Source organism: Acidovorax sp. Leaf73, from assembly GCF_916855635.1.
Classification (GTDB): Bacteria; Pseudomonadota; Gammaproteobacteria; order Burkholderiales; family Burkholderiaceae_C; genus Acidovorax; species Acidovorax facilis.
Genome location: NZ_CAKASI010000003.1, coordinates 474,887 through 496,373, shown reverse-complemented (window position 1 = coordinate 496,373; position 21,487 = coordinate 474,887). Strand labels below are relative to the sequence as shown.

Below are 21,487 nucleotides of genomic sequence, written 5' to 3'. Positions count from 1 at the left end.
GTCTTTGGAAACAGGGAAAGGCTTAACGGGGCTTGAGGGACTTGACGGCGGAGACGGTCAGTTGTCCCATGCCGCGCACTCCAATCGCAATCACGCTCCAGAGCGAGCGCAGCGGCTTGTCGCGCTGGCCCGTGCCCCAAGTGGCAATCCAGGCATCCGCCCGTGCAAAGGTCAGCGATGCCAGTTCGGCCTGCTGGCGCAGACTGAGGTTGTCGAACTTCACGCCCAGACGCCCCTTGCCACTGAACGTGACAACGGCCGGAAAAACACCTTCTTCGTCGGACCGGAACAGCGACACGGAAAGGCGGCTGCCCATGGGAATGTCGCTGTCCGCCGGAACGGACAGGCCCAGCCCGTGCTGCGAGAAATCTTCGGTCTTGCAAACCAGCGTGCGGCCGTTATCAAAGCGGATGACAGCGGGCAGGGCAGCCGCCACGCGCGGTGTGCCACGGATCTGGCGCGTCTCGCTGGCCACCGCCACACTGGCGCCCAGCAGGATGACGTTGTAGGTGGTCCAGACCATGTTGATGACCAGCGTGGTGGTTTCGTCGCCGGCGGAGGAGAACAGCTTCCAGATCCCCACCGCAAAACCCACCAGATTGATCACCAACAGCACCACGTAAGGCCGTGCAATGGTCCAGTCGAAATAGGCTTTCTCGATCACGCCCCCCTTGGCCGTCACGTTGAACTTGCCCAGCTTGGGGTTGATGAAGGCAACGATCACCGGGCGCATGATGTACCAGGCCAGCACTGACTCGTACACCTCGTTCCAGAACGAGTGGCGAAAGCGCCCCTGGATGCGGGAGTTGGTCACGCTGGCGTGGGCCAGGTGGGGCAGCGCATAGGCGGTGATCATCAGCGCCGTGGCCTGGAACACGTGGGCCCCGAAGAACAGGTAGGCCAGCGGTGCAGTCAGAAACACCAGGCGCGGCAGTCCGTAGAAGAAATGCAGCATCGCATTCAGGTAGCACAGCCGCTGGCCGAACTTGAGACCCTTGCCAAAGAGCGGGTTGTCGGTGCGCGCGATCTGCGCCATGCCCCGCGCCCAGCGAATGCGCTGGCCTACGTGGCCGGAAAGGCTCTCGGTGGCCAGGCCCGCAGCCTGAGGCACTTCGAGGTAAGCCGTGTTGTAGCCCAGGCGGCTGAGCTTGAGCGCCGTGTGGGCGTCCTCGGTCACGGTTTCTACCGCAATGCCACCCACTTCCAGCAACTCCTTGCGGCGGATGATGGCGCAAGAACCGCAGAAGAACGACGCGTTCCAGAGGTCGTTGCCGTCCTGGACGATGCCGTAGAACAACTCGCCCTCGTTGGGCATCCGGTGGAACGTGTCCAGGTTGCGCTCAAACGGATCGGGTGAGAAGAACACGTGCGGCGTCTGCAGCATGACCAGGTTGGTGTCCTTGAAGAACCAGCCCATGCAGACCTGCAGGAAGGAACGCGTGGGGATGTGGTCGCAGTCAAAGATGGCGATGTATTCGGAACTCGTGACTTTGAGCGCCGCGTTGATGTTGCCCGCCTTGGCGTGGTGGTTGTTGTCGCGGATCAGGTAGCCGACGCCCAGCTCTTCGCAGAACTCACGGAACTCGGGACGGCGGCCGTCGTCGAGCACATACACGTGCAGGCGATCGGCGGGCCAGTCCAGGCTCATGGCCGAGAACACCGTCTGGCGCACCACTTCAAGCGGCTCGTTGTAGGTCGGAATGAACACATCCACGCTGGGCCAGGTGCTGATGTCCTGGGGCATGGGAACCGGGCGGCGCTGCAGGGGCCACGCCGTCTGGAAGTAGCCAATGAGCAGCACCGCAAAGGCATACAGCTCTGCCAGCACCAGGCCATAGCCGAATGCCGCATCCAGCCAGTTGGTAAAGCCGATGGTGTCGGTAAAACGCCAGTAGATGTAACGCGACGAGGCCGAGATCGACAGCACGATCATTGCCAGCGTGGACAGGCGGCCGGGGGTCCTGCTCAGCAGCAAGGCCGCACCAAAAGAACCCACCGAAAAGAGAATCTGCCCCTGGAGATCCAGCGGTACGCTGATGACCAACCCCATCAGCAAGGCACTGAACACCACAGCCGCGACACGCGCTACGGGGTGCTGCCACAGATCCCACCCGGTGATGGCATGCACCACGGTGCGCCAGTGTGCCTGGGGACTGTGGGAATCGGCGTCAGCTACCTCGTCGGCCTGCGGGCGTTGGTCGATACTCATTGCGCGGCTCCAGCCAGTGGCAGTCGCAGGCGCTGCGCAAGGACGCGCGCGCACTTGCACAGATCATCGGCCGCCTGGCCTTGGGGGTCATACTCCAGCACGCTCTGGTCGTAGGCGAGCGCCTCGCGCACCGCCTGGTCTTCGTGGACCACGCCCACCAGGCGCTCACCCAGGTTGTCCTGCATCACACGCGTGATGTCTTTGGACAACTGGCGCGCGCCGTCCACCTGATTGAGCACGTACAGCGTTTCGGAAAAATCAGGGCGCGGTGTGCAGTAGGTGTGCACCAGCCGCTGCATCAGGGCCAGCGCCGCATAAGACGCCGCATCCGGCAGGCTGACCACCACCACCACCTGGGCCGCCGACAGCGCCTGCTGCATATAAACAGAAGGACCGGGCGGCGTGTCGACCAGCACCACGGCATCCTCCGGAAGTTCCAGGCCCTGCAATTGCTGCACCAGCCAGTTCGGGTGTGCGTCCAGGTGCCGCTCGAAAGCCACGCGGTCAGACTCGTTCACCACGCCATAGGGCAGCACATGCACGCCCGATGGGCTTTGCACGCAGACCGAGCCCCAGTCTTCGCCTGCCAGGCTGGCACGGGATACACCGGCCAGAGAACGGGGATCGGCGCCGAAATGCAAGCCCAGCGCATTCTGGGGGTCCATGTCCACCACCAGCAACGTCGCAACACCTTCGCGCTGCAGTGCGGTAGCCAGGTTGGCCGTCAGGGTCGTCTTGCCCACGCCACCTTTGGCAGAAACGATGGCAATCACTTTCATAGGTGGCCCTTGCGAGGCTGCCAGGCGGGCGCTGGCGCAGCGCCGGCGGCCACGGGAGCACCCGCCAGACGCGCAAAAACCGATGGGAGGTCCACCGGCAAGGACTCCTGGTGCACGGCCTGCTCTTCAGCAACAGTCGGCGCAGCCTGTCCACGCAGGCCCGCAAGACCCGCCAGGGGGGAACGCGAGGCCAGCGCAGCCGCTGGCGGCAGACGGTCTGCCGCTACTGCTGCGGGCGCGGCCACCGGGCGGGGCGACTCGGCGGCGACGGGTGCAGTGCGCTGCACTGCCACAACGGGCTCTGGTCGCGCCGAAACGGAGGCCTGAGCCTGCTGGGGAAGAGGCGCCGCAGCGGTACCGGCGCTTCGGTCTACCGAGGGCACGTCATCGGCCACGGCATTACGAACGGCGGAGACAAGGGGCCAGCGCTCGTTGGAGAGTTGGTGCTCCTGCTTGCGGGCCAGCTCATGGTAGGGGTCTGCCTTGGCCCCAAACTGCTGAAAGAGGTTCACGATGTCGTCTGAGTGTTTCATGGGTCACCGCCAATGCCGCAACATATAGATCCGAAACCCGGTGCTCAGCGCGACAGCTGAAGGTGTACACACCCCCAGGTATCGGCAGGTGCGCATTGCACCACCTTGAGTTGCCCGGCACCCGCTTGGTCGAACCAGCTTTGGTAGACCCCTTCGAGGAAACCACCGGACCAATGCACGTGGTCCGGCCCGAATGCAGCAGATACGGGCGAGAGGCTGTGGTGGATGTTCAACTGCGCAACTTCCTGCGTCAAATCGACCCAGCCCCAGTCGATGCTCGTCCAGACCGCCGTCATGCTGCGCTGCAGGTCTTCCACAGTGGCACACGCTGGCAAAGGATGGTCTGCCGCAAACCGCACGCCCACCCGGAACATCAGCGCGCGAAGGTCTTCCGGTGGCAGGGCCGCGACAAATTCCGCTGCAAGAGCCTGGAAAAACCCTCGCCATTGCACCGAACACTGCTGCCGGACCAGGTGCGCGGCGATGTCGGGGCTCGAAGGCATGGAAACAATTTGAGACATGGTGCAAGCACGAGCAAGCTTCGGGCCCGTTTTTGACGGCCGTCAGCAAGATGAACTAAGGGTTTACCACGTGCATTTTTTGATACATGTGGTTTCAAACAGCGTTTTCGGGAATTCTAGAAGCCACGCCGTGACAAATGACGCTTGTGGCGACGAACCAAAGGTCAACTTAGTTCAACTGGCGGTAACTACGTAGAAGTTTGTGGGTGTCACGCCACAAGAATTAATTATTTACTATTTGGATTATTCAATCCATAGTCTTAATTAATTAGAAAACCCCATTTGTGGGGGTGCACCACAATCGGCTAGAGGGCTAATGTGCCCCAGATGTTTCAGTCTGTCGCACCAAAAATGACCCCGCCCCCGAGGCAGACCTCCCCGTCGTACAAGACCGCACTCTGTCCCGGCGTCACCGCCCACTGCGCCTGTGGGAAACGCAGCTGAAAACCCGCGCCGTCCGCGCTGACGACGGTGCACGCGGCGTCCTGCTGCCGGTAGCGGGTCTTGGCGGCATAGTTCCCCGGCACAGGGGGGTGGCCGGACGTCCAGCTGGCATCTTGCGCCTCCAGGGCGGAGGACAGCAGCCAGGGGTGGTCGTGCCCCTGCACCACGCGCAGCGTGTTCCTGGCCAGGTCCTTGCGGGCCACAAACCAGGGCGCATGCTCGCCGCCGCCACGTTGTGCGCCCTTCTCCTTGATTCCGCCGATGCCCAGGCCCTGGCGCTGGCCCAAGGTGTAGAACGACAAGCCCACATGCTGGCCCAGCTTGCGGCCCCGGTCGTCCAGGATGGGGCCGGGCTCATGGCTGATGTAACGGTTCAGGAACTCGCGGAACGGCCGCTCGCCAATGAAGCAGATGCCCGTGGAATCCTTCTTCTTGGCATTGGGCAGGCCAATCTCCTCGGCGATCCGGCGCACCTCGGTCTTGTGCAACTCGCCCACCGGGAACAGCGTCTTGGACAGCTGCGCCTGGTTCAGGCGGTGCAGAAAGTAGCTCTGGTCCTTGGAGGGATCCAGCCCCTTGAGCAGCTCGAACAGGCCGGAGGATGGGTTCTGACGCACGCGGGCGTAGTGCCCCGTGGCGATCTTCTCCGCGCCCAGGCGCATGGCATGGTCCAGAAAAGCCTTGAACTTGATCTCGGCGTTGCACAACACGTCTGGGTTGGGCGTGCGGCCCGCTTGGTACTCACGCAGGAACTCGGCAAACACGCGGTCCTTGTAGTCGGCTGCGAAGTTGACGTGTTCGATCTCGATGCCGATCACGTCGGCCACGGCGGCGGCGTCCACGAAGTCGATGTTGGACGAGCAGTATTCGCTGTCGTCGTCATCTTCCCAGTTCTTCATGAAGATGCCGACGACTTCGTGGCCCTGTTGCTTGAGCAGGTGGGCGGTCACGGCAGAGTCCACTCCGCCCGAAAGGCCCACGACAACACGTTGTTTGGGCGGTTTGGTATTGGCAGTCATTGCCCCGATTGTATTTTTTGCGCCGTGGCAGCACTGCGTGGGCGCACAGAACGCGTAGCCACCAGCAGGTCATAGAGCTGCTGCGCAGCGGGCGACAGCGATTTGCCCCTGCGTTTGATCAGCCCCATCTGGCGCGTCACCACGGGCTCGATCAGCGGAATGCTCACCAGCGTGGGATGGTCCTTACCCGGCATGGCCAGGCTGGGCACGGCAGCCACGCCCAGGCCCGCCTCCACCAGGCCGAGCAGCGTGGTCACGTGCTTGGCCTCGTACAGGCACTGGGGGCGGTCGGGCACGTTGGCCAGCGCCAGGTCCATCAACAGACGGTTTCCCGAGGTCTTGCCCACCGACATGAAGTCGTGCTGGCCCAGCTCTGCCCAGGTGACCTTCTTGCGCCGCGCCAGCACATGGTCGCGCCGGCAGGCGGCTACGAAGCGCTCGGCCAGCACGGGCTTGAACTCGATCTCGGCCTCCTGGCTGCCGATGAAATTGAGGCCAAAGTCGGCATCGCCCTGCGCCACGGCCACCAGCACCTCGTTGGCGCTGGCGTCGTGCACCTTGACGCGGATTTTCGGAAACCGCTCGTGGTAGCGCTTGACCACCTGCGGCAGGAAGTAATACACGGCCGAGGGCACGCAGGCAATCGTCACCTCGCCCATTCGCCGCGCGGCCACATCGCCCAGGCCCATGAGCATGCCGTCCAGGTCGTCCAGCCACACGCGGGTCTTGCGCGCGAAGTCACGGCCCACGGCCGTGAGCGTGACGCGGCGCGTGGTGCGGTCAAGCAGGCGCACGCCCAGGGCTTCTTCGAGCTTGTCGATGCGACGGCTGAAGGCAGGCTGCGACAAGTGGATCGCCTCGGCCGCAGCACGAAAGCTCTGCAGCTCAGCCACCGCGGCAAAGGCCTGGATGTCAGCAAGATCGAATTTGTTGTTCATGGGCATGGGCTTTCAAAACGCTTCGCTGTTGCGCAGCACGCATCAAACGATCAGAACATTGCAATTCACGAACGTGATTTCACCATGTACAAGGGCTCATAGCCTATTGCGCTGCATGCATCAATCATTGTCAACAATGCAATTCACAGAACAGATGAAGCGTCGCACCATGCCGACCCATGAGCTACAACCTTCCTTGCGTTCTGATGCGTGGCGGCACTTCCCGGGGGCCGTTCTTCCTGGCCGACTGGCTGCCGCAAGACCCTGCGGCGCGCGACCGCACCCTGATCGCCGCGCTGGGCTCGCCGCATGAATTGCAGATTGACGGCCTGGGCGGAGGAAACTCGCTGACCAGCAAGGTGGCGATCGTTTCCAGGTCGGTACATGCCGACTGCGATGTGGACTACCTCTTCGCCCAAGTCAGTGTGGAAGAGGCCCGCGTGGACACGCGGCCCAACTGCGGCAACATGCTGGCGGGCGTGGGGCCCTTTGCCATCGAGCAGGGGCTGGTGCCCGCTTCCGGCCATGGAAACACCACCACGGTACGGGTCTACAACGTCAACACCCGTTCACGCATTGATGTGCAGGTGTGTACCGCTGGCGGACGGGTGCACTACGACGGCGATGTGCATATTGACGGCGTGCAGGGCACTGCGGCACCGGTGCTGATGAACTTCCTGGACGCCTGGGGCGCCGTCACGGGCCAGATTTTCCCGACCGGCCAGCGCATCGACACCATCCACGGCCTGCAGGTCACCTGTATCGATGCAGCACAGGTCATGGTGCTGGTGCGCGCAGCCGACCTGGACCTGCGTGGCAACGAGAGCCCTGCGGAGCTGGATGCCAATGCCGAGCTGCTTTCCAGGCTGGAAGCGTTGCGGTGCGAAGCCGGTCTGCGCATGGGCATGGGCGACGTATCGAACAGCGTGCTGCCCAAGCCCGTGATCGTGTCTGCGGGCGATCAACCGGGCAGCGTCGTCTCGCGCTATTTCACACCCCACCGCTGCCACCGCTCACACGCCGTGACCGGTGCGATTGGCGTGGCTGCTGCCCACGTGCTGCCAGGCACGGTGATCACCGACTCCCTGCAGCACGCCATTGCAGGCACACGCCGTGTGGAAGTGCTGCACCCCGCCGGCCGCATTCATGTGGACGTGGAACTCACCGAAGTGGACGGCCAATTCAAGCTGGTGCAGGCCGCGCTGGTTCGCACGGCGCGAAAAATTCTGGAGGGCACGCTGTTCGTTTCAGAAAACGCATTCACCCACTGATTTCACACCCCAACCCTTTGGATGACAGGAGACAAAAAATGATTCGCCAACACTTTGCGCCATCGCGCACACGCCGCACCCTGCTCACCGCGGCGGCCCTCGCCACCGCTGTGCAAATGATCCCCACCCTGGCACATGCGGCCTATCCCGACAAGCCCATCACGCTCGTGGTGCCGACCGCCGCTGGCGGTGGCAACGACGGCATGGCGCGCGTGGTGGCGCTCAAGCTGTCCACCCTGCTGGGGCAACAGGTCATCGTGGAGAACAAGGCGGGCGCCAACGGTGCCATTGCGGCGGAGTTTGTGGCCCGCGCGGCGCCCGATGGTCACACGATTCTTTTTGGCTACATCGGCACCCACGGGATGAGCCCTGCGCTGCAAAAGCTGCGCTACGACCCCATCACGCAGTTCGAGCCCATTGGCATGGTGAGCTACTCGCCCACGCTCATGGTGGTTCACCCCAAGGTGCCAGCCAAGTCGGTGAGCGAGCTGGTGGCGTTGACCAAAGCCAAGCCCCAGGACTTCAACTACGCCTCGGCCGGCAACGGCACAGCTCCGCACTTCTCCGCCGAAATTTTCAAGTTGGAAAGCGGTGCGCAAATGGCCCACGTGCCCTACCGGGGTGCCGCGCCCGCGATGAATGACACCATGGCCGGGCAGACCCAGGTCATGTTCCCCAGCCTGTTCTCAGCCTACCCTCACGTCAAGAACGGCAAGCTGCGCGCCCTGGCGCTGGCAGGCCCCAAGCGTTCATCGCTGTTGCCCGATGTGCCCACGCTGGAAGAGGCGGGCGTGAAAGGCGTCGAGATCACGCAGTGGTACGCCCTGTTTGCGCCCGGCAAAACGCCCAAGCCCGTCGTCGATCAGCTCAACAAAGCGCTCAACACCGCCCTGGCGGACAAGGACGTGGCACGGCGCATTGAAGAACAAGGCGCCGTGGTGGACCCCAGCACGCCCGAGCAATTGGCCCTGACCGTACGCCAGGAGATCGCCAAGTGGAAGGGCGTCGTGCACAAAGCCCAGCTCACCCCCGATTGAGGCCCCAAAAATACCCTCGCACCCGTTTCAGATTTCAATCAGGCAGGAGACATCTATGAGAAAAAGAATAGGCAACATCGGTGCGCTTTGTGCCGCACTGGCCAGCAGCTGCATCGCGGCACAAACCAGCGGCGTCACGCTGTATGGAACCGTGGACCTGGGGCTGCGCCACGGCAGCGGCCTCACGGCGGCCAATGCGGCAGCCCCCGGCTCGTCGCATAGCCTGGGCAGCGGCATACACACCACCAGCCGCTGGGGGCTTCGCGGCAGCGAAGACCTGGGGGGCGGTGCCAAGGCGCTGTTCCAGTTCGAGAGCGGGCTGAACGCCGACACCGGCGCTTCTGCCAACGCCAGCAAGACCTTTGATCGCGCATCCTGGGTCGGTCTGGAGGGCGGATGGGGCACGCTGGCCCTGGGCCGCCAGACCACCACACTGGCGGATGCCATCTCGCCCGTGGACCCGCTGGGCATGCGCTTTGCCAGCTTCAACCCCAGCATCGGCGTGGCCGCGCTCAGCCAGCATGGCCTGGGCATCGAGTTCGGCAGTGCGGGGTCCACGTCAGGCTCGTACCGGCTGGACAACGCGATCAAGTACACAGCGCGATTTGGCGGCCTCACCGCACGGGCGATGTTGGGCACGGGTGAAGTGGTTGGAAAGACATCGGCCCTGTCGTCGCGCGGGGTCGGCATGGCCTATGCGGCCAGCGGCGTCACACTGTCGGGCGCATTCCAGACCTTCAAGGACACGAACCAGCGCACCCTGGACGGAGCCACCCTGGGCGCGGCCTACCAATGGAACACCGTGCGCCTGGCGGCCAACGCGGCACGCAGCGATGCCGAGACAGCGGTCGGCAAGCACACGGTGCAGCGCGTGTTCTCGGCAGGCGCGACCTGGTCCGTCACGCCCCTGTTCGATCTGACGGCTGCCTACTACAAGGTGGACCGCACCCGCACGGGCGCCGCCGACGACGGCTACGGCCGCCTGGTGGCGTTTGCCGAATACAAGCTCTCGCGCCGCACGAAGGTGTATGCCGAGCTGGACAACACCCGCTGGCGCAACGGCTTCCAGGGTGCGGCGAACAAGGCCACTGCCACCGGCATCTCCGCCGGTGTGGTGCACACGTTCTGAGCAGAACTTAGAACCTGTTCAAGATCTTTTCGGGGTCGCACAAGTCCCTTGCCGGGATGGGATGCAAGGCGCGGGGTGCGGTGGATAGCTCGGCTATCCACAAGCGCCGCAACGCCGCAGACCGCCCGGCAAGGCACTTGCCCGAAGGGTTGGAGTGAAATCGGGCGATTGAACGCCCTGGCCGCTTGCATGGGCATGAGCCCATGCGGCGCATCCGAAGCATCCACTCATCCCGATTGCACTCCAATGCGATCCCCGAAAAGACCTTGAACAGGTTCTCAAACAAACTTGCCGGTGATGCCCCCGTCCACCACCAGTTCGGTGCCGGTCACGTAGGCAGCTGCATCGCTGGCGAGGAAGGCGCAGGCATGGGCCACGTCCCAGGCCGTGCCCATGCGGCCCATGGGCACCTGGCGGGCGCGCGCGGCGCGGGCCTCGTCGAGGCTGGTGTCCGAGAACATCTTCGCCACCGTGGTGGCAATGCGCGGCGTGTCGATGAGCCCGGGCACCACCGTGTTGGCGCGTACGCCCTGGCCCGCGTACTGCTGCGCCACCATGCGCGTGAAATGCGTGACGGCCGCCTTGGTCACGCCATAGGCCAGGTGTGGGTAGCCGAGGTAGCGCATGCCCGCGATGGACGAGATCGCAATGATGGAACCCCGCCCGCGCTCCACCATGGCGGGCAGCACCTGCTGGCAGGCCAGCAGCAGGCTGTTCACATTGACGGAATGGATGCGGTCGAAGTCTCCAACGCTCGTCTCCAGCGGGCCGCCGGTCTTGCCGATGCCCACGTTGTGGTGCAGCACGTCGATGGCGCCGCCGAAGCGCTCGCGCCCCTCGGCAAACAGGCGCTGCACATCGGCCGCGTCCGCCACGTCGCCCACCAGGGTGGCGGCCGTGCCGCCCTCGGCGTGGATGAGCGCCGTGGTCTCCTCAGCCGAGGCCGCGTCGCGGTCTACCACGCACACGCTGGCGCCCAGGCGCGCGTAGGTCACGCAGGCGGCGCGGCCAATACTCCACCCGGGGCCGGCGGACCCGCCGCCTGCCACGAAGACCACGCGGCCCGACAGGTCGAGCGGCAGGGCGGGATGATGGCCTGGCTGCGCGCTCATGCGTCCGTGCCCTGGCCGGCACTGCCGCCGACGAAGGGAATGGCGTGCTCCACCGTGTCCCAGATGAAGCGGCCCGAGGGGCTCTGCTGCTCTTCCACGATGTGCGCCACCAGCCCGGCCGCGCGCGAGATCACGGCAAAGCCGCGCATCACGGCCGTGGGCACGCCGATCTCGCCCAGCAGCGCGGCCACCGCGCCTGTGGCGTTGATGGTGATGGAGCGGCCTGCAACCGCGTCCACGGCTTTGGACAGCATCTCCAGCGCGCGGATCTTGTCGCCCCGCAAATCGGGTTCGGCACGGCCCATTTCCAGCAGCTTGTAGGCGCGCGGGTCCACGGGCTTGTGCAGGTGGTGGCCGAAGCCCGGCACGGGCGATTTGAGCCCTTTGCAGTGGCGTGCAATGGCCAGCGCTTCAGCCTCGGGGTCCTGGGCCGCCGCGATGCGGTCGAGCAGGCCCGAGCAGTTCTCCATGGTGCCCACGAAGGAGCTGCCCACGGCCAGCAGGCCCGCGCTTACGGCGCCCTGCAGGTTCTCGGGCGCGCTCATGTAGATGAGCCGCGTGGCAATGGCGCTGGGCGTGAGGCCGTGCTCCATCAGCACGATGAGCACCACGTCGGTGATGCGCAGGTCCACGCCGCGCGGCGTGCGGCCCAGGATCTGCATGAGCATCACCTCGGTGAAGGTCTTCTTCCCCATCAGGTCCTCCACCAGATTCGCATCGCGGTAATGCAGGCTGGTGAGGGTGTGGGTGCACAGGCGGGTGACGGGGTTCTTGGAAGCAGTTTGGGTCATGAGATGGGTTCCTTCGTTCAGGCAGTGGCCGTACCAGCCAGGGCAGCCAGGGCCGCATCGCGCACGGCAGACTTGAGCACCTTGCCCACGGGCGAGCGCGGCAGGCTCTCGTGAAAGTGGATGCGCTTGGGGGTCTGCACCGGGCCCAGGCGTTCGCGCACAAAGGCGATCAGCTCGGCCTCACTCGCGTGCTCGCCGGTGCGCAGTTGCACGGCGGCCTGCACGGTCTCGCCCCATTTGTCGTCGGGCAGTCCGAACACGGTGCATTCGTGCACCGCAGGGTGCTGGCCCAGCGCGTTCTCCACGTCCACGGGGTAGACGTTGAAACCGCCAGTGATCACCATGTCTTTGAGCCGGTCCTTGAGGTAGAGAAACCCCCGCTCATCGATCAGGCCCCGGTCGCCCGTGTGCAGCCAGCCGTCCACCAGGGTCTCGGCGGTCTTCTCGGGCAGGCGCCAGTAGCCGGTCATCAGCAGGTCGCCCCGCGCCACCACCTCGCCCACCTCGCCCGGGGGCAGCAGGCGGCCATCGGGCGCCATGATGGCCACGTCGCTGAACCAGGTAGTGCGGCCCACCGAGGCCAGGTTGCGCTCGTCCTCGAAATCTTCGGGGCACAGCACGGTGAGGATCTGCGGCGCCTCGGTCTGGCCGTAGGTGGTGCCCAGCACCGGGCCAAAGAACTCGCGCACCTGGCGGATCTTGTCGGGCGGCATGGGCGCGCCGCCGTAGATGAGCCGGCGCAGGCGCGGAAAGTCCGCGCGGGAGGCGCCAGGCAGCGCCATCAGCATGTAGACCAGCGTGGGCGGCATGAAGCACACGGTGCCGCCGCGCTCGCGGAAGGCCGTGCGCACCGCCTCGGCGCCCGCGCCGGCCAGCACCACGTGGCAGCCACCCTGCGCCAGGATAGGCAGGATGTACGTGGAGGTGCCGTGTGTGATGGGTGCGGCCACGATGTAGCGCTCGTGCTCGTCAAAGCCCCAGGCGTGGATCTGGTTGGTTATGTTGGCCATCCACGCGCGGTAGGGCTGCATCACGCCCTTGGGTGCGCCCGTGGTGCCGCCAGTGAACTTGAGGGCCTGGGTGGCGTCGTCCGGCAGGTCCAGCTGCGGGCGGGGTGCGCCAGCGTGCGCAGCGGCCAGGCTGGCCAGCGTGGAGGCGTCCTCGGTGGCCGGCGCCCCAGTCAGCACGCGGGCGCCGGGCGCGCCTTCGAGCAGGTCGGCGCACGCGGCGTCTAGCACCAGCAGGGTGGGCTCGGTGGCGTCGATGATGCGGCGGATCTCGGGCCGCGTGCTCTTGGGGTTGAGCGGTACCCACACCTTGCCGCAGGCCAGCACGGCCAGCAGCGCGGCGATGTGGTCGGCGCTGTTGCCCGCGCAGATGCCCACGCGGCTTTGGGGTGTGGGGTCGATGGCTGTGAAGCCCGCCGCGAGCGCTGCCACGCGGGCGGCCAGCGCGTCGTAGCGGATGGAGCCCTCGGGCGCGTCGATGGCGATGCGGTCGGGCCAGCGCTGGGCGGCCCGCCAGAAGAAGTCGATGGGGAACATGGTGAGGACAGGGTTTCCTGGGTTGCCTTCAAAAGGAGTGCAAACGGTGGGCAAAGCCCAGCGAAGCGGTCCTGGCTAGGCGTTCCGTCGCAGGCAGTACGGTCAGTACGACAAGACGGAACAACGACGCCGGGAGGGCTTTTCCCGCCGTTTACTCGGCCGATGCGCCCGATTCCTTCACCACTTCACGCCAGCGCTTGATCTCGGTGGCGGCAAACTGGCGCATCTTGTCGGGGGTGCCACCGTCGGGCGTGGCGGCCAGCTCCTGCAGGCGCGTGCGCACCTCGGGCTGGGCCAGCACCTTGTTCAGGGCCGCGTTGACCTGCTCGATCACGGCGCGCGGCGTGCCCGCCGGTGCGGCCAGGCCAAACCACGACTGCACGTCAAACCCCGCATAGCCCGACTCGGCCAGCGTGGGCACGTCCGGCAGCAGGGGCGAGCGCTGGGCACTGGTGATGGCAATGGCGCGCAGCTTGCCGGCCTGCACATGCGGCAGGGCCGACGGCGTGTTGTCGAACATCGAATCCACCTGGCCGCCCAGCAGGTCGGTGACGGCGGGTGCGCTGCCCCGGTAGGGCACATGCAGCATCTTGAGCTTGGACTGCATCTTGAACATCTCGCCAGAGAGGTGGATGGACGAGCCGCTGCCCGAGGACGCAAACGTGATGCCGTCCTTGGACTCCTTGGCGTAGCGCACGTAGTCGGCAAGGTTCTTGATGGGCAGCTTGGGGTTGACCACCAGGATGTTCGGAATCTTGGCGATCATGCCGATGGGCTCGAAGTCCTTGACCGGGTCGTAGCCCAGCTTGGGGTACAGCGTGGCGTTGATGGTGTTGGCGATGGTGTAGACGTAGAGCGTGTAGCCATCGGCCGGCGCGCGCGCCACGGCCTCTGCGCCCACGTTGCTGTTGGCGCCTGCGCGGTTGTCCACCACCACGGGTTGGCCCAGCTGGTCGCCGAGCTTGACGGCCACCATGCGCGCAATCACGTCCGTGGCGCCGCCCGCCGCATAACCCACCACCAGCTTGACCGGTTTGGTGGGCCAGCCCGAGGCATTGGGCTGGGCCTGCAATGGCATGGCGGCGCCGCAGGCCAGGGTGGCGACCAGCGCCAGCAGGGCGCGGCGCGGCAGGGATGGCGAAGCTTTGCGCTGACCCAGCGCGGCGGGGGTGTGTGGGCTCATGGTGTCTGTCTCCGGTGGTTCTTGGAAAAATGCCGTCGTGGCACCCTGCTGCGTGCTCTGCGGCACACTGCGCACTGGTTGCGTTGACGAACAAATTCTTTCCCATGCCCTCCCGACCTGCGAATTCAAACGTCCGGCTGCCGGACGAACGTGTGAGTGCGCACACGGCAGACGAACCGGCCGACGACCACGGCAGCCGCACGCTGCGGCGCGGCCTGCAGGTGCTGGACGCCGTTCTGGCCCATGGCCGCGACGGCGCGCGCGTGGTGGACCTGTGCCGCGCCGCCGCGCTGGAGCGGGCCCCCGTGTACCGGCTGCTCGCCACGCTGATGGAGAGCGGCTACGTGGCGCAGCGCGGGCGCTTTCGCTACGTGGCGGGCCCGCGCCTGGCCGCCCTGGCCGAGCCCCCGGGCCAGCCCAACCTGGCCGTGCGCCTGGCGCCTGTGCTGGAGCGAGTAAGCCGCGCCTGTGGTGACGCAGCCTTTGCCATCGTGCGCGAAGGCCCCACCTCGCACTGCATTGCACGCCATGTGGGCACGCACCCGGTGCAGATCCTGGTGATCCAGGTGGGCACGCGCCAGCCGCTGGGCGTGGGCGCCGCGGGCCTGGCGTTGCTGGCGGCACTGCCCGATGCCGAGATGCAGGCCTGCATCGACGCCAACGCGCAAGATCTGCCGCGCTACGGCGGCATGACGCCCGAGCGCCTGCAGATCCTGGTGCGCGCCACGCGCGAGCGCGGCTGGTCGGTGGTGGGCAACCACGCCACGCAGGGCGTGCTGGCGGCTGGCATGGCCGTGCGCAACGCGGCGGGCGAACCCGTGGCGGCGATCAGCGTGGCATCGACCGTGGACCGCATGCCGCGCGACCGCCAGCAGCTCATCGCGCGCTGGATGCGCGAGGCGCTGGCGGCGCACCTGCCCAATGGCATCTGAGCGGGTCTGCGGCACACTCTGGCAAGCCGCAGACGGACGATGCCAGCCAGCCGACGCCGCGAACGCCACCGAAGCAATTACTATAAAAATGATAGCTCTCAGCGATGAATGGACCAGCGCCAGATGGCAATTTGGCTTCAAACCAATGCTTCCCCTGCATTTCCTCCACCCTGTTGACCGCCCTGCATCCGAGTCACGCCACGCACCCTGAGGCACGCCCATGGAACTGAGACAACTGCGCTATTTCGTGCGTGTGGTGGAGCAAGGCTCCATGAGCCGCGCTGCGCTGGACCTGGACGTGGTGCAGTCCGCGCTGAGCCAGCAAATCACCCGGCTGGAGAGCGAGCTGGCCACCCGCCTGCTGCAGCGCACGCCGCGCGGCGTCACGCCCACAGAGGCAGGGCTGGCGTTCTTTCGCGAGGCGCAGCTCACCCTGCGCCATGCCGACCAGGCCGTGCGCGCGGCGCAGCAGGCGCGGCTGTCGGGCACCGTCACCGTGGGGCTGGCGCCCACCACTTCGGGCGTACTCGGCCTGCCACTGATGCAGGCCATGCGCACACGCTACCCCGACGTGCGGCTGCACATGGTGGAGAGCATGTCGGGCCACCTCACGGCCATGCTGCATGCGCGCGAGCTGGACCTGGCCGTGCTGTTCGACACGCGCCTGCACCAGGCGCAGCAGGCTACCGGCGCGCGCCGCTGGGACATGGCGCCGCTGCTGGAGGAAGACCTGTTCCTCATCTGCGCCCGTGACCGACGGGAGGGCCCCTGCAACCCCCGTGGCCGGCAGCTGCCGGAAACCATCACCGTCGCCGAGCTGGTGCAAGAGCCGCTGATCCTGCCCACTGGCCCACACGGCCTGCGCAGCACGCTGGACACCGCCTTTGCCCGCGACCGCGTGGCGCCGCACGTGGTGCTGGAGGTGGACTCGCTCGCCATGGTGATGGCCGCCGTGGACGCGGGCCTGGGCTCCACCGTGCAGCCCTGGGCTGCCATGGGCCGCTACCCCGATGCGGCCGAGCGCTTTCAGTGCGCGCGCCTCACCGACGCGCCCGCGCGCCGCGTCAACCTGCTGTGCAGCCTGCCCGACGAAGAACTCTCGCCCGCCGCGCTGGCCGCGCGCGTGGTGCTGACGGACTGCGTGCGCGAATTGGTCACTACGGGTCAGTGGTTTGGCACGGCATGGATCGGTGGGCAGGACGCCAGCGCCTGAGTGGCCACGCCGCAGCCATCACGATCCGTGATACCCCCATGACCTGAACCCGCTGCACGGCGGGCCTGTGTCTCCCTACAGTCGCCATCACCCCGATGAACGACACGGCAACCACGCCAGGAGACACCCCATGGGTCCCACACCCCCCTCTTCATTCCCCCGCGCGCAGTACACCGCCGGGCGCCACCAGCCATGAGCGGCGATGCTGTGGCCGATGTGCTGGTCATCGGTGGCGGCAATGCCGCCCTGTGCGCCGCCCTGATGGCACGCGAGGCGGGCGCCAGCGTGCTGCTGCTCGAATCCGCCCCGCGCGCCTGGCGCGGCGGCAATTCCGCCCACACCCGCAACCTGCGCTGCATGCACGATGCGCCGCAGGATGTGCTGGTGGATGCCTACCCCGAGGAAGAGTTCTGGCAAGACCTGCTCAAGGTAACGGGCGGCCTCACCAACGAACACCTGGCGCGCCTGGTGATCCGCGAGTCGAGCACCTGCCGGCCCTGGATGCGCCGCCACGGCGTGCACTTTCAGCCCGCGCTGGCGGGCACGCTCCATGTGGCGCGCACCAACGCGTTCTTCATGGGTGGCGGCAAGGCGCTGGTCAATGCCTACTACCGCAGCGCGGAGCAGCTGGGCGTGCAGATCCGCTACGAAGCGCCCGTGGAGCGCATCGAGATGGACGGCAGCCGCTTCATCGCTGCCCACCTGGCGAATGGCGAGCGTATCGCCGCCAAAAGCTGCGTGCTGGCCGCGGGCGGCTTTGAATCGAACCGCGAGTGGCTGCGCGAGGCCTGGGGCCAGAACGAGCGCGGCGAGTGGCCAGCCGACAACTTCCTGATCCGCGGCACGGCCTACAACAAGGGGGTGCTGCTCAAGCACCTGCTTGAAGACCATGGCGCGGACCGCATCGGCGACCCCACGCAGGCGCACATGGTGGCCATCGACGCCCGCGCGCCGCTGTACGACGGCGGCATCTGCACCCGCATCGACTGCGTGTCGCTGGGCGTGGTGGTCAACCGCAATGGCGAGCGCTTCTACGACGAGGGCGAGGATTTCTGGCCCAAGCGCTACGCCATCTGGGGCCGCCTGGTGGCGCAGCAGCCGGGGCAGATCGGCTACTCCATCATCGACAGCAAGGCCATTGGCCGCTTCATGCCGCCCGTGTTCCCGGGCGTGAAGGCCGACACCCTGCCCGAGCTGGCGCAAAAGCTGGGCCTGCCCGTGGACACCTTCACACGCACGCTCGATGCCTACAACGCCGCCTGCCGCGTGGGAACGTTTGACCACACCACGCTGGACGACTGCCACACCGAAGGCGTTGCGCCCGCCAAGACGCACTGGGCGCGGCCCATCGACACCGGGCCGTTCTACGGCTATGCGCTCAAGCCTGGCGTCACCTTCACCTACCTCGGCCTGCACACCGATGACACGACTGCGGTGCGCTTTCACAACCAGCCCAGCCCCAACCTGTTTGTGGCGGGCGAAATGATGGCCGGCAACGTGCTGGGCAAGGGCTACACCGCCGGGGTGGGCATGAGCATTGGCACTGCGTTTGGCCGCATTGCCGGCACGCAGGCCGCGCTGGCATCAAAACAGGCTCCATCGCTTTCCCATCAAGCGCCAGCAGCTATAAAAACAGGAGTTAACCATGCAAGCGCTTGAAGCCCTGACGCGCGACGCCCGGGCGCTGGCGAACGGCGAGATCGTGCTGTCTGCACCCGAAACCGAAGTGGCGCGCCAGCTGCAGATCTGCAATGCCTGCCGCTACTGCGAAGGCTTTTGCGCCGTGTTCCCGGCCATGACAAGGCGGCTGGAATTTGGCAAGGCCGATATCCATTTCATTGCCAACCTGTGCCACAACTGCGGCGCCTGCTTGCACGCCTGCCAGTACGCACCGCCGCACGAATTTGCGGTGAACATTCCTCAGGCCATGGCCCAGGTGCGCGGCCAGACCTATGCCGACTACGCCTGGCCGCCCGCACTGGGCCAGCTCTACCAGCGCAACGGCTTGACCCTTGCGCTGGCGCTGGTGGGCGGGCTCACGCTGTTCCTGCTGCTGGCCGTGGTGCTGCACGGGCAAGGGCTGGCGGCGCTGTGGCACGCGCCCGTGGGCGGCTTCTACGGCATCTTCCCGCACAACCTGCTGGTGGGACTGTTCGCGCCCGTCTTTCTGTTCGCCGTGCTGGCGCTGGGCCTGGGCGTGCGCCGTTTCTGGCGCGATATCACACCCGCCACCAGCGGCGCACCGCTGAGCGCGCCCGCCACGGCCGAGGCCACCGATGCGGTGCTGCGCCTGAAGTACCTGGACGGCGGCCACGGCGACGGCTGCCACAACGAGGACGATGCCTACACCCTATCGCGCAGGCGTTTCCACCACCTCACCTTCTACGGCTTCATGCTGTGTTTTGCAGCCACCAGCGTGGCCACGCTGTACCACTACCTGCTGGGCGCGCCCGCACCGTACGACCTGCCCAGCCTGCCCAAGCTGCTGGGCGGGCTGGGTGGCATCAGCCTGGCGATTGGCACGGCCGGCCTGTGGCGGCTGAACCAACGCCGCCACCCGCAACACGGCGATGCCGCGCAAAAGCCCATGGACCGCGCCTTCATCGCCCTGCTGTTCCTCACCGCCACCAGCGGCCTGGCGCTGTGGGGGGCACGCGGAAGCGCTGCCCTGCCGCTGCTGCTGTGCCTGCACTTGGGCGCGGTGATGGCGCTGTTCGCCACCATGCCCTACGGCAAGTTTGCGCACGGCATCTTCCGCACCGCATCGCTGCTGCGCCACGCGGTGGAAAGGCGCCAGCCCCACCCCATCGGTTTGAGCGCCGACTGAGCCAACGATCCATACACCACCCACGATGAAGGAGACACCCATGAAAAAACGCACCCTGCTGCACTGTGCCCTGGCACTGGCAACCGCCCCCCTGGCGTTCGGCGCTGCCGCGCAAGACTTTCCGCCCAAGAAGCCCGTCACGCTCGTCGTGGGCTTTGCCGCAGGCGGTGCAGCCGACGCGGCGGCGCGACTCATTGCCAAGAAGCTGGGTGAGAACATCGGCCAGTCGGTGGTGGTGGACAACAAAGGCGGCGCAGGCGGCAATATCGCGCACCAGTTCGTGGCCAATGCGGCACCCGACGGCACGGTGCTGCTGTTCGGCTCGGTGGGCCCGCTCACCATTGCGCCGCACTTGATGAAACTCACCTATGACCCGTTCAAGGACCTGGCGGCGATCTCAGGCGGCGTGAACTTCCCCAACGTGCTGGTCGTGCACAAGGCTGCAGGCGCAAAGACGCTGGCAGAGTTTGTGCAGCTGTCCAAGAAGAAGCCTGGCAGCGTTGACTTTGCCTCCACGGGCGCGGGCTCAGCATCGCACCTGGCGGGCGAGCTGTTCAACCAGCGGGCGGGCATCGACATGACCCACGTGCCCTACAAAGGTGGGGCACCCGCCTTGCAGGATTTGCTGGGCGAGCGCATCACCTCCTACTTTGCAGCCCCACCCACGGCCCTGCCGCACATCGAAACGGGCAGGCTGATCCCGCTGGCCACCACGGGTCTCACGCGGCCGGCTTATCTGCCCAACATCCCCACCGTGGCGGAATCGGGCTTTCCGGGCTTTGAGGCGCTCAACTGGTATGCGTTTGTGGCGCCGGGCAAAACGCCGGTGCCGCTGCTGGAGCGCTGGAACCAGGAGATCGTCAAGGTGCTCAACGACCCGGCCGTGAAGGACGCACTGAACAAGCACGGCCTGACGCCCCAGCCCACCTCACGCGCCGAACTCACCGCCTTCATGAAGAAGGAGTCGACCCAGTGGGCTGCCATCATCAAGGAGCGCAAGCTCACGGCGGACTGAGCTGGCCTCTGCGGCAAAGCGGTGCCCCCGCCGCCCCATGCAGGTCAGGCCATCTTCTTGCGCGCCGCGCTGCCGCGTGCTGAAAAGCCGGCCCGTCCGCCGCTGGCCTGGGCCTCACCCAGCAGCCAGCGTGTGAACTGCGCGACCGATTCGTTCTCGGCCAGTGCTGCACGGCTGCACAGGTAATAGCCCCGGTCCGTGTTCACGGCCGGGCTGAAGGGCAACACCAGCTGGCCCAACGCCAGTTCGGCTTCGATCAGCATGGGCTGGATCACCGTGACCCCCATGCCCGCACAGGCTGCAACGATCAGGTTGTTGCCCAGATCAAACCCCGGGCCCAGTACGGGGGCTACGTCTATCCCTGCGGCCTTTTGCAGCCACAGCGCCCAATTGCCGGGAAAGTTGATGTGCTGCAGCAGCGTTGCCTTGAGCAGATCACGCGGTTGGCGCAGCTTGGCCGCCAGCGCCGGGGTGCAAGCGGGCACGATCTCCCGCCCCGCCAAGTAGCGTGCACGGATGCCGCGCGGCCAAGTGCGCCCGGGGCGCTTCACATTGACCCACAGGTCCACGTCGTCGCGCGTGAAGCTCTCATCGTGGTGGAACGGCCGCAGCTCGATCTCGATGTCAGGGTGCAGCGTGTGGAACTGGCCCAGCCGTGGGACCAGCCAGCGGGTGGCCAGGGTGGGTACTACGCTGACCCGCAGCCGACGCTTTGAAGCGCGCACCCCGAACCGGCTCACGGCGGTCTCCAGGCCTGCCACATGGGCCTCCACCAATTGCTGGAACTCGCGGCCCCGCGCCGTGGGTAGCACCCGGGGGCCGGAGCGGTCCAGCAGCGTGCATTCCAGCCGCTGCTCCAGCCGCTGCACTGCCCGGCTGACAGCCGCCTGGGTCACGTACAGCACACCCGCCGCCTGTCGAAAACTGCCAAGCTGGCAGACCGCAAGAAAGGCGTGCAACTCGGGCAGCGAGGGGGACTTGAACTGCATG

19 protein-coding genes are annotated in these 21,487 nt (G+C 66.3%); 8 read left to right on the top strand and 11 right to left on the bottom strand.

Going from position 1 to position 21,487, the window contains the following annotated elements; all coding sequences use genetic code 11:
- Positions 1-22 precede the first annotated feature (22 nt).
- The 6 genes from bcsA to LPA35_RS12075 all read right to left on the bottom strand — a co-directional run bounded on the left by bcsA (position 23) and on the right by LPA35_RS12075 (position 6,443).
- Positions 23-2,209, bottom strand: a complete 2,187-nt coding sequence (gene bcsA / locus LPA35_RS12100) for a UDP-forming cellulose synthase catalytic subunit (protein WP_055400303.1) — start codon at positions 2,207-2,209, stop codon at positions 23-25.
- A complete protein-coding gene (gene bcsQ / locus LPA35_RS12095) occupies positions 2,206-2,988 on the bottom strand; it encodes a cellulose biosynthesis protein BcsQ (RefSeq protein WP_228897147.1) in 783 nt (260 codons plus the stop codon). Before bcsQ ends, bcsA begins: the two co-directional genes overlap by 4 nt.
- Positions 2,985-3,521: a cellulose biosynthesis protein BcsP gene (gene bcsP / locus LPA35_RS12090; protein WP_228897146.1), complete on the bottom strand. Its 537-nt coding sequence runs from the start codon at positions 3,519-3,521 to the stop codon at positions 2,985-2,987. Before bcsP ends, bcsQ begins: the two co-directional genes overlap by 4 nt.
- A gap of 44 nt (positions 3,522-3,565) precedes the next feature.
- Positions 3,566-4,042 carry a cellulose biosynthesis protein BcsD gene (gene bcsD, locus LPA35_RS12085; protein WP_228897145.1) on the bottom strand — a complete coding sequence of 159 codons (477 nt, stop codon included), beginning with the start codon at positions 4,040-4,042 and terminating at the stop codon, positions 3,566-3,568.
- 332 nt (positions 4,043-4,374) lie between these two features.
- A complete protein-coding gene (gene mnmA, locus LPA35_RS12080; protein WP_055398068.1) occupies positions 4,375-5,505 on the bottom strand; it encodes a tRNA 2-thiouridine(34) synthase MnmA in 1,131 nt (376 codons plus the stop codon).
- Positions 5,502-6,443, bottom strand: coding sequence for a LysR family transcriptional regulator (locus LPA35_RS12075; protein ID WP_055398073.1), 942 nt, complete (start codon positions 6,441-6,443; stop codon positions 5,502-5,504). The genes mnmA and LPA35_RS12075 overlap by 4 nt, the downstream gene beginning before the upstream one ends.
- A 179-nt stretch (positions 6,444-6,622) precedes the next feature.
- Here LPA35_RS12075 and LPA35_RS12070 point away from each other — a divergent pair, with 179 nt between their 5' ends.
- Genes LPA35_RS12070 through LPA35_RS12060 form a run of 3 tightly spaced genes read left to right on the top strand, consistent with a single transcriptional unit; the run spans position 6,623 to position 9,880 of the window.
- Positions 6,623-7,714 (top strand): 4-oxalomesaconate tautomerase, encoded by a 1,092-nt coding sequence (locus LPA35_RS12070; protein WP_176887564.1) that lies wholly within the window; start codon positions 6,623-6,625, stop codon positions 7,712-7,714.
- Positions 7,715-7,752: 38 nt separating this feature from the next.
- Positions 7,753-8,751 carry a Bug family tripartite tricarboxylate transporter substrate binding protein gene (locus LPA35_RS12065; RefSeq protein ID WP_370641421.1) on the top strand — a complete coding sequence of 333 codons (999 nt, stop codon included), beginning with the start codon at positions 7,753-7,755 and terminating at the stop codon, positions 8,749-8,751.
- Positions 8,752-8,806: 55 nt separating this feature from the next.
- Positions 8,807-9,880, top strand: coding sequence for a porin (locus tag LPA35_RS12060; RefSeq protein WP_228897144.1), 1,074 nt, complete (start codon positions 8,807-8,809; stop codon positions 9,878-9,880).
- Between the two features lie 278 nt (positions 9,881-10,158).
- Here LPA35_RS12060 and LPA35_RS12055 read toward each other — a convergent pair whose 3' ends face one another.
- From LPA35_RS12055 to LPA35_RS12040, 4 genes are all read right to left on the bottom strand, one after another.
- The gene (locus LPA35_RS12055; RefSeq protein WP_228897143.1) at positions 10,159-10,992 is read right to left on the bottom strand and encodes an SDR family NAD(P)-dependent oxidoreductase; all 834 of its coding nucleotides are present in this window, start codon (positions 10,990-10,992) and stop codon (positions 10,159-10,161) included.
- Positions 10,989-11,783, bottom strand: a complete 795-nt coding sequence (locus LPA35_RS12050; protein ID WP_228897142.1) for a citryl-CoA lyase — start codon at positions 11,781-11,783, stop codon at positions 10,989-10,991. Before LPA35_RS12050 ends, LPA35_RS12055 begins: the two co-directional genes overlap by 4 nt.
- Positions 11,784-11,800: 17 nt before the next feature.
- A complete protein-coding gene (locus tag LPA35_RS12045) occupies positions 11,801-13,327 on the bottom strand; it encodes a class I adenylate-forming enzyme family protein (RefSeq protein ID WP_228897141.1) in 1,527 nt (508 codons plus the stop codon).
- Positions 13,328-13,478: 151 nt separating this feature from the next.
- A complete protein-coding gene (locus LPA35_RS12040; RefSeq protein ID WP_228897140.1) occupies positions 13,479-14,510 on the bottom strand; it encodes a tripartite tricarboxylate transporter substrate binding protein in 1,032 nt (343 codons plus the stop codon).
- A 104-nt stretch (positions 14,511-14,614) separates the two neighbouring features.
- Between LPA35_RS12040 and LPA35_RS12035 the strand changes: the two genes are divergently transcribed.
- The 5 genes from LPA35_RS12035 to LPA35_RS12015 all read left to right on the top strand — a co-directional run bounded on the left by LPA35_RS12035 (position 14,615) and on the right by LPA35_RS12015 (position 20,497).
- Complete coding sequence (locus LPA35_RS12035) at positions 14,615-15,442, top strand: IclR family transcriptional regulator (RefSeq protein WP_228897139.1); 828 nt, start codon at positions 14,615-14,617, stop codon at positions 15,440-15,442.
- A gap of 220 nt (positions 15,443-15,662) precedes the next feature.
- Complete coding sequence (locus tag LPA35_RS12030) at positions 15,663-16,655, top strand: LysR substrate-binding domain-containing protein (RefSeq protein WP_228897138.1); 993 nt, start codon at positions 15,663-15,665, stop codon at positions 16,653-16,655.
- Between the two features lie 192 nt (positions 16,656-16,847).
- Positions 16,848-18,314, top strand: a complete 1,467-nt coding sequence (gene tcuA, locus LPA35_RS12025; RefSeq protein ID WP_304505254.1) for an FAD-dependent tricarballylate dehydrogenase TcuA — start codon at positions 16,848-16,850, stop codon at positions 18,312-18,314.
- On the top strand, positions 18,301-19,482 hold the full coding sequence (tcuB, locus tag LPA35_RS12020; RefSeq protein WP_228897137.1) for a tricarballylate utilization 4Fe-4S protein TcuB: 1,182 nt from the start codon (positions 18,301-18,303) through the stop codon (positions 19,480-19,482). Before tcuA ends, tcuB begins: the two co-directional genes overlap by 14 nt.
- A 40-nt stretch (positions 19,483-19,522) precedes the next feature.
- Entirely contained in the window at positions 19,523-20,497 is a 975-nt protein-coding gene (locus tag LPA35_RS12015; RefSeq protein ID WP_121508133.1) for a tripartite tricarboxylate transporter substrate binding protein, read from the top strand.
- A 44-nt stretch (positions 20,498-20,541) separates the two neighbouring features.
- Here LPA35_RS12015 and LPA35_RS12010 read toward each other — a convergent pair whose 3' ends face one another.
- Complete coding sequence (locus LPA35_RS12010) at positions 20,542-21,486, bottom strand: LysR substrate-binding domain-containing protein (protein ID WP_228897136.1); 945 nt, start codon at positions 21,484-21,486, stop codon at positions 20,542-20,544.
- Position 21,487: the final 1 nt, after the last annotated feature.

Coding starts and splice junctions, on each gene's coding strand:
- bcsA (WP_055400303.1), bottom strand. CDS start 2,209: ATGAGTATCGACCAACGCCCGCAGGCCGACGAGGTAGCTGACGCCGAT.
- bcsQ (WP_228897147.1), bottom strand. CDS start 2,988: ATGAAAGTGATTGCCATCGTTTCTGCCAAAGGTGGCGTGGGCAAGACG.
- bcsP (WP_228897146.1), bottom strand. CDS start 3,521: ATGAAACACTCAGACGACATCGTGAACCTCTTTCAGCAGTTTGGGGCC.
- bcsD (WP_228897145.1), bottom strand. CDS start 4,042: ATGTCTCAAATTGTTTCCATGCCTTCGAGCCCCGACATCGCCGCGCAC.
- mnmA (WP_055398068.1), bottom strand. CDS start 5,505: ATGACTGCCAATACCAAACCGCCCAAACAACGTGTTGTCGTGGGCCTT.
- LPA35_RS12075 (WP_055398073.1), bottom strand. CDS start 6,443: ATGAACAACAAATTCGATCTTGCTGACATCCAGGCCTTTGCCGCGGTG.
- LPA35_RS12070 (WP_176887564.1), top strand. CDS start 6,623: ATGAGCTACAACCTTCCTTGCGTTCTGATGCGTGGCGGCACTTCCCGG.
- LPA35_RS12065 (WP_370641421.1), top strand. CDS start 7,753: ATGATTCGCCAACACTTTGCGCCATCGCGCACACGCCGCACCCTGCTC.
- LPA35_RS12060 (WP_228897144.1), top strand. CDS start 8,807: ATGAGAAAAAGAATAGGCAACATCGGTGCGCTTTGTGCCGCACTGGCC.
- LPA35_RS12055 (WP_228897143.1), bottom strand. CDS start 10,992: ATGAGCGCGCAGCCAGGCCATCATCCCGCCCTGCCGCTCGACCTGTCG.
- LPA35_RS12050 (WP_228897142.1), bottom strand. CDS start 11,783: ATGACCCAAACTGCTTCCAAGAACCCCGTCACCCGCCTGTGCACCCAC.
- LPA35_RS12045 (WP_228897141.1), bottom strand. CDS start 13,327: ATGTTCCCCATCGACTTCTTCTGGCGGGCCGCCCAGCGCTGGCCCGAC.
- LPA35_RS12040 (WP_228897140.1), bottom strand. CDS start 14,510: ATGAGCCCACACACCCCCGCCGCGCTGGGTCAGCGCAAAGCTTCGCCA.
- LPA35_RS12035 (WP_228897139.1), top strand. CDS start 14,615: ATGCCCTCCCGACCTGCGAATTCAAACGTCCGGCTGCCGGACGAACGT.
- LPA35_RS12030 (WP_228897138.1), top strand. CDS start 15,663: ATGGAACTGAGACAACTGCGCTATTTCGTGCGTGTGGTGGAGCAAGGC.
- tcuA (WP_304505254.1), top strand. CDS start 16,848: ATGAGCGGCGATGCTGTGGCCGATGTGCTGGTCATCGGTGGCGGCAAT.
- tcuB (WP_228897137.1), top strand. CDS start 18,301: ATGCAAGCGCTTGAAGCCCTGACGCGCGACGCCCGGGCGCTGGCGAAC.
- LPA35_RS12015 (WP_121508133.1), top strand. CDS start 19,523: ATGAAAAAACGCACCCTGCTGCACTGTGCCCTGGCACTGGCAACCGCC.
- LPA35_RS12010 (WP_228897136.1), bottom strand. CDS start 21,486: ATGCAGTTCAAGTCCCCCTCGCTGCCCGAGTTGCACGCCTTTCTTGCG.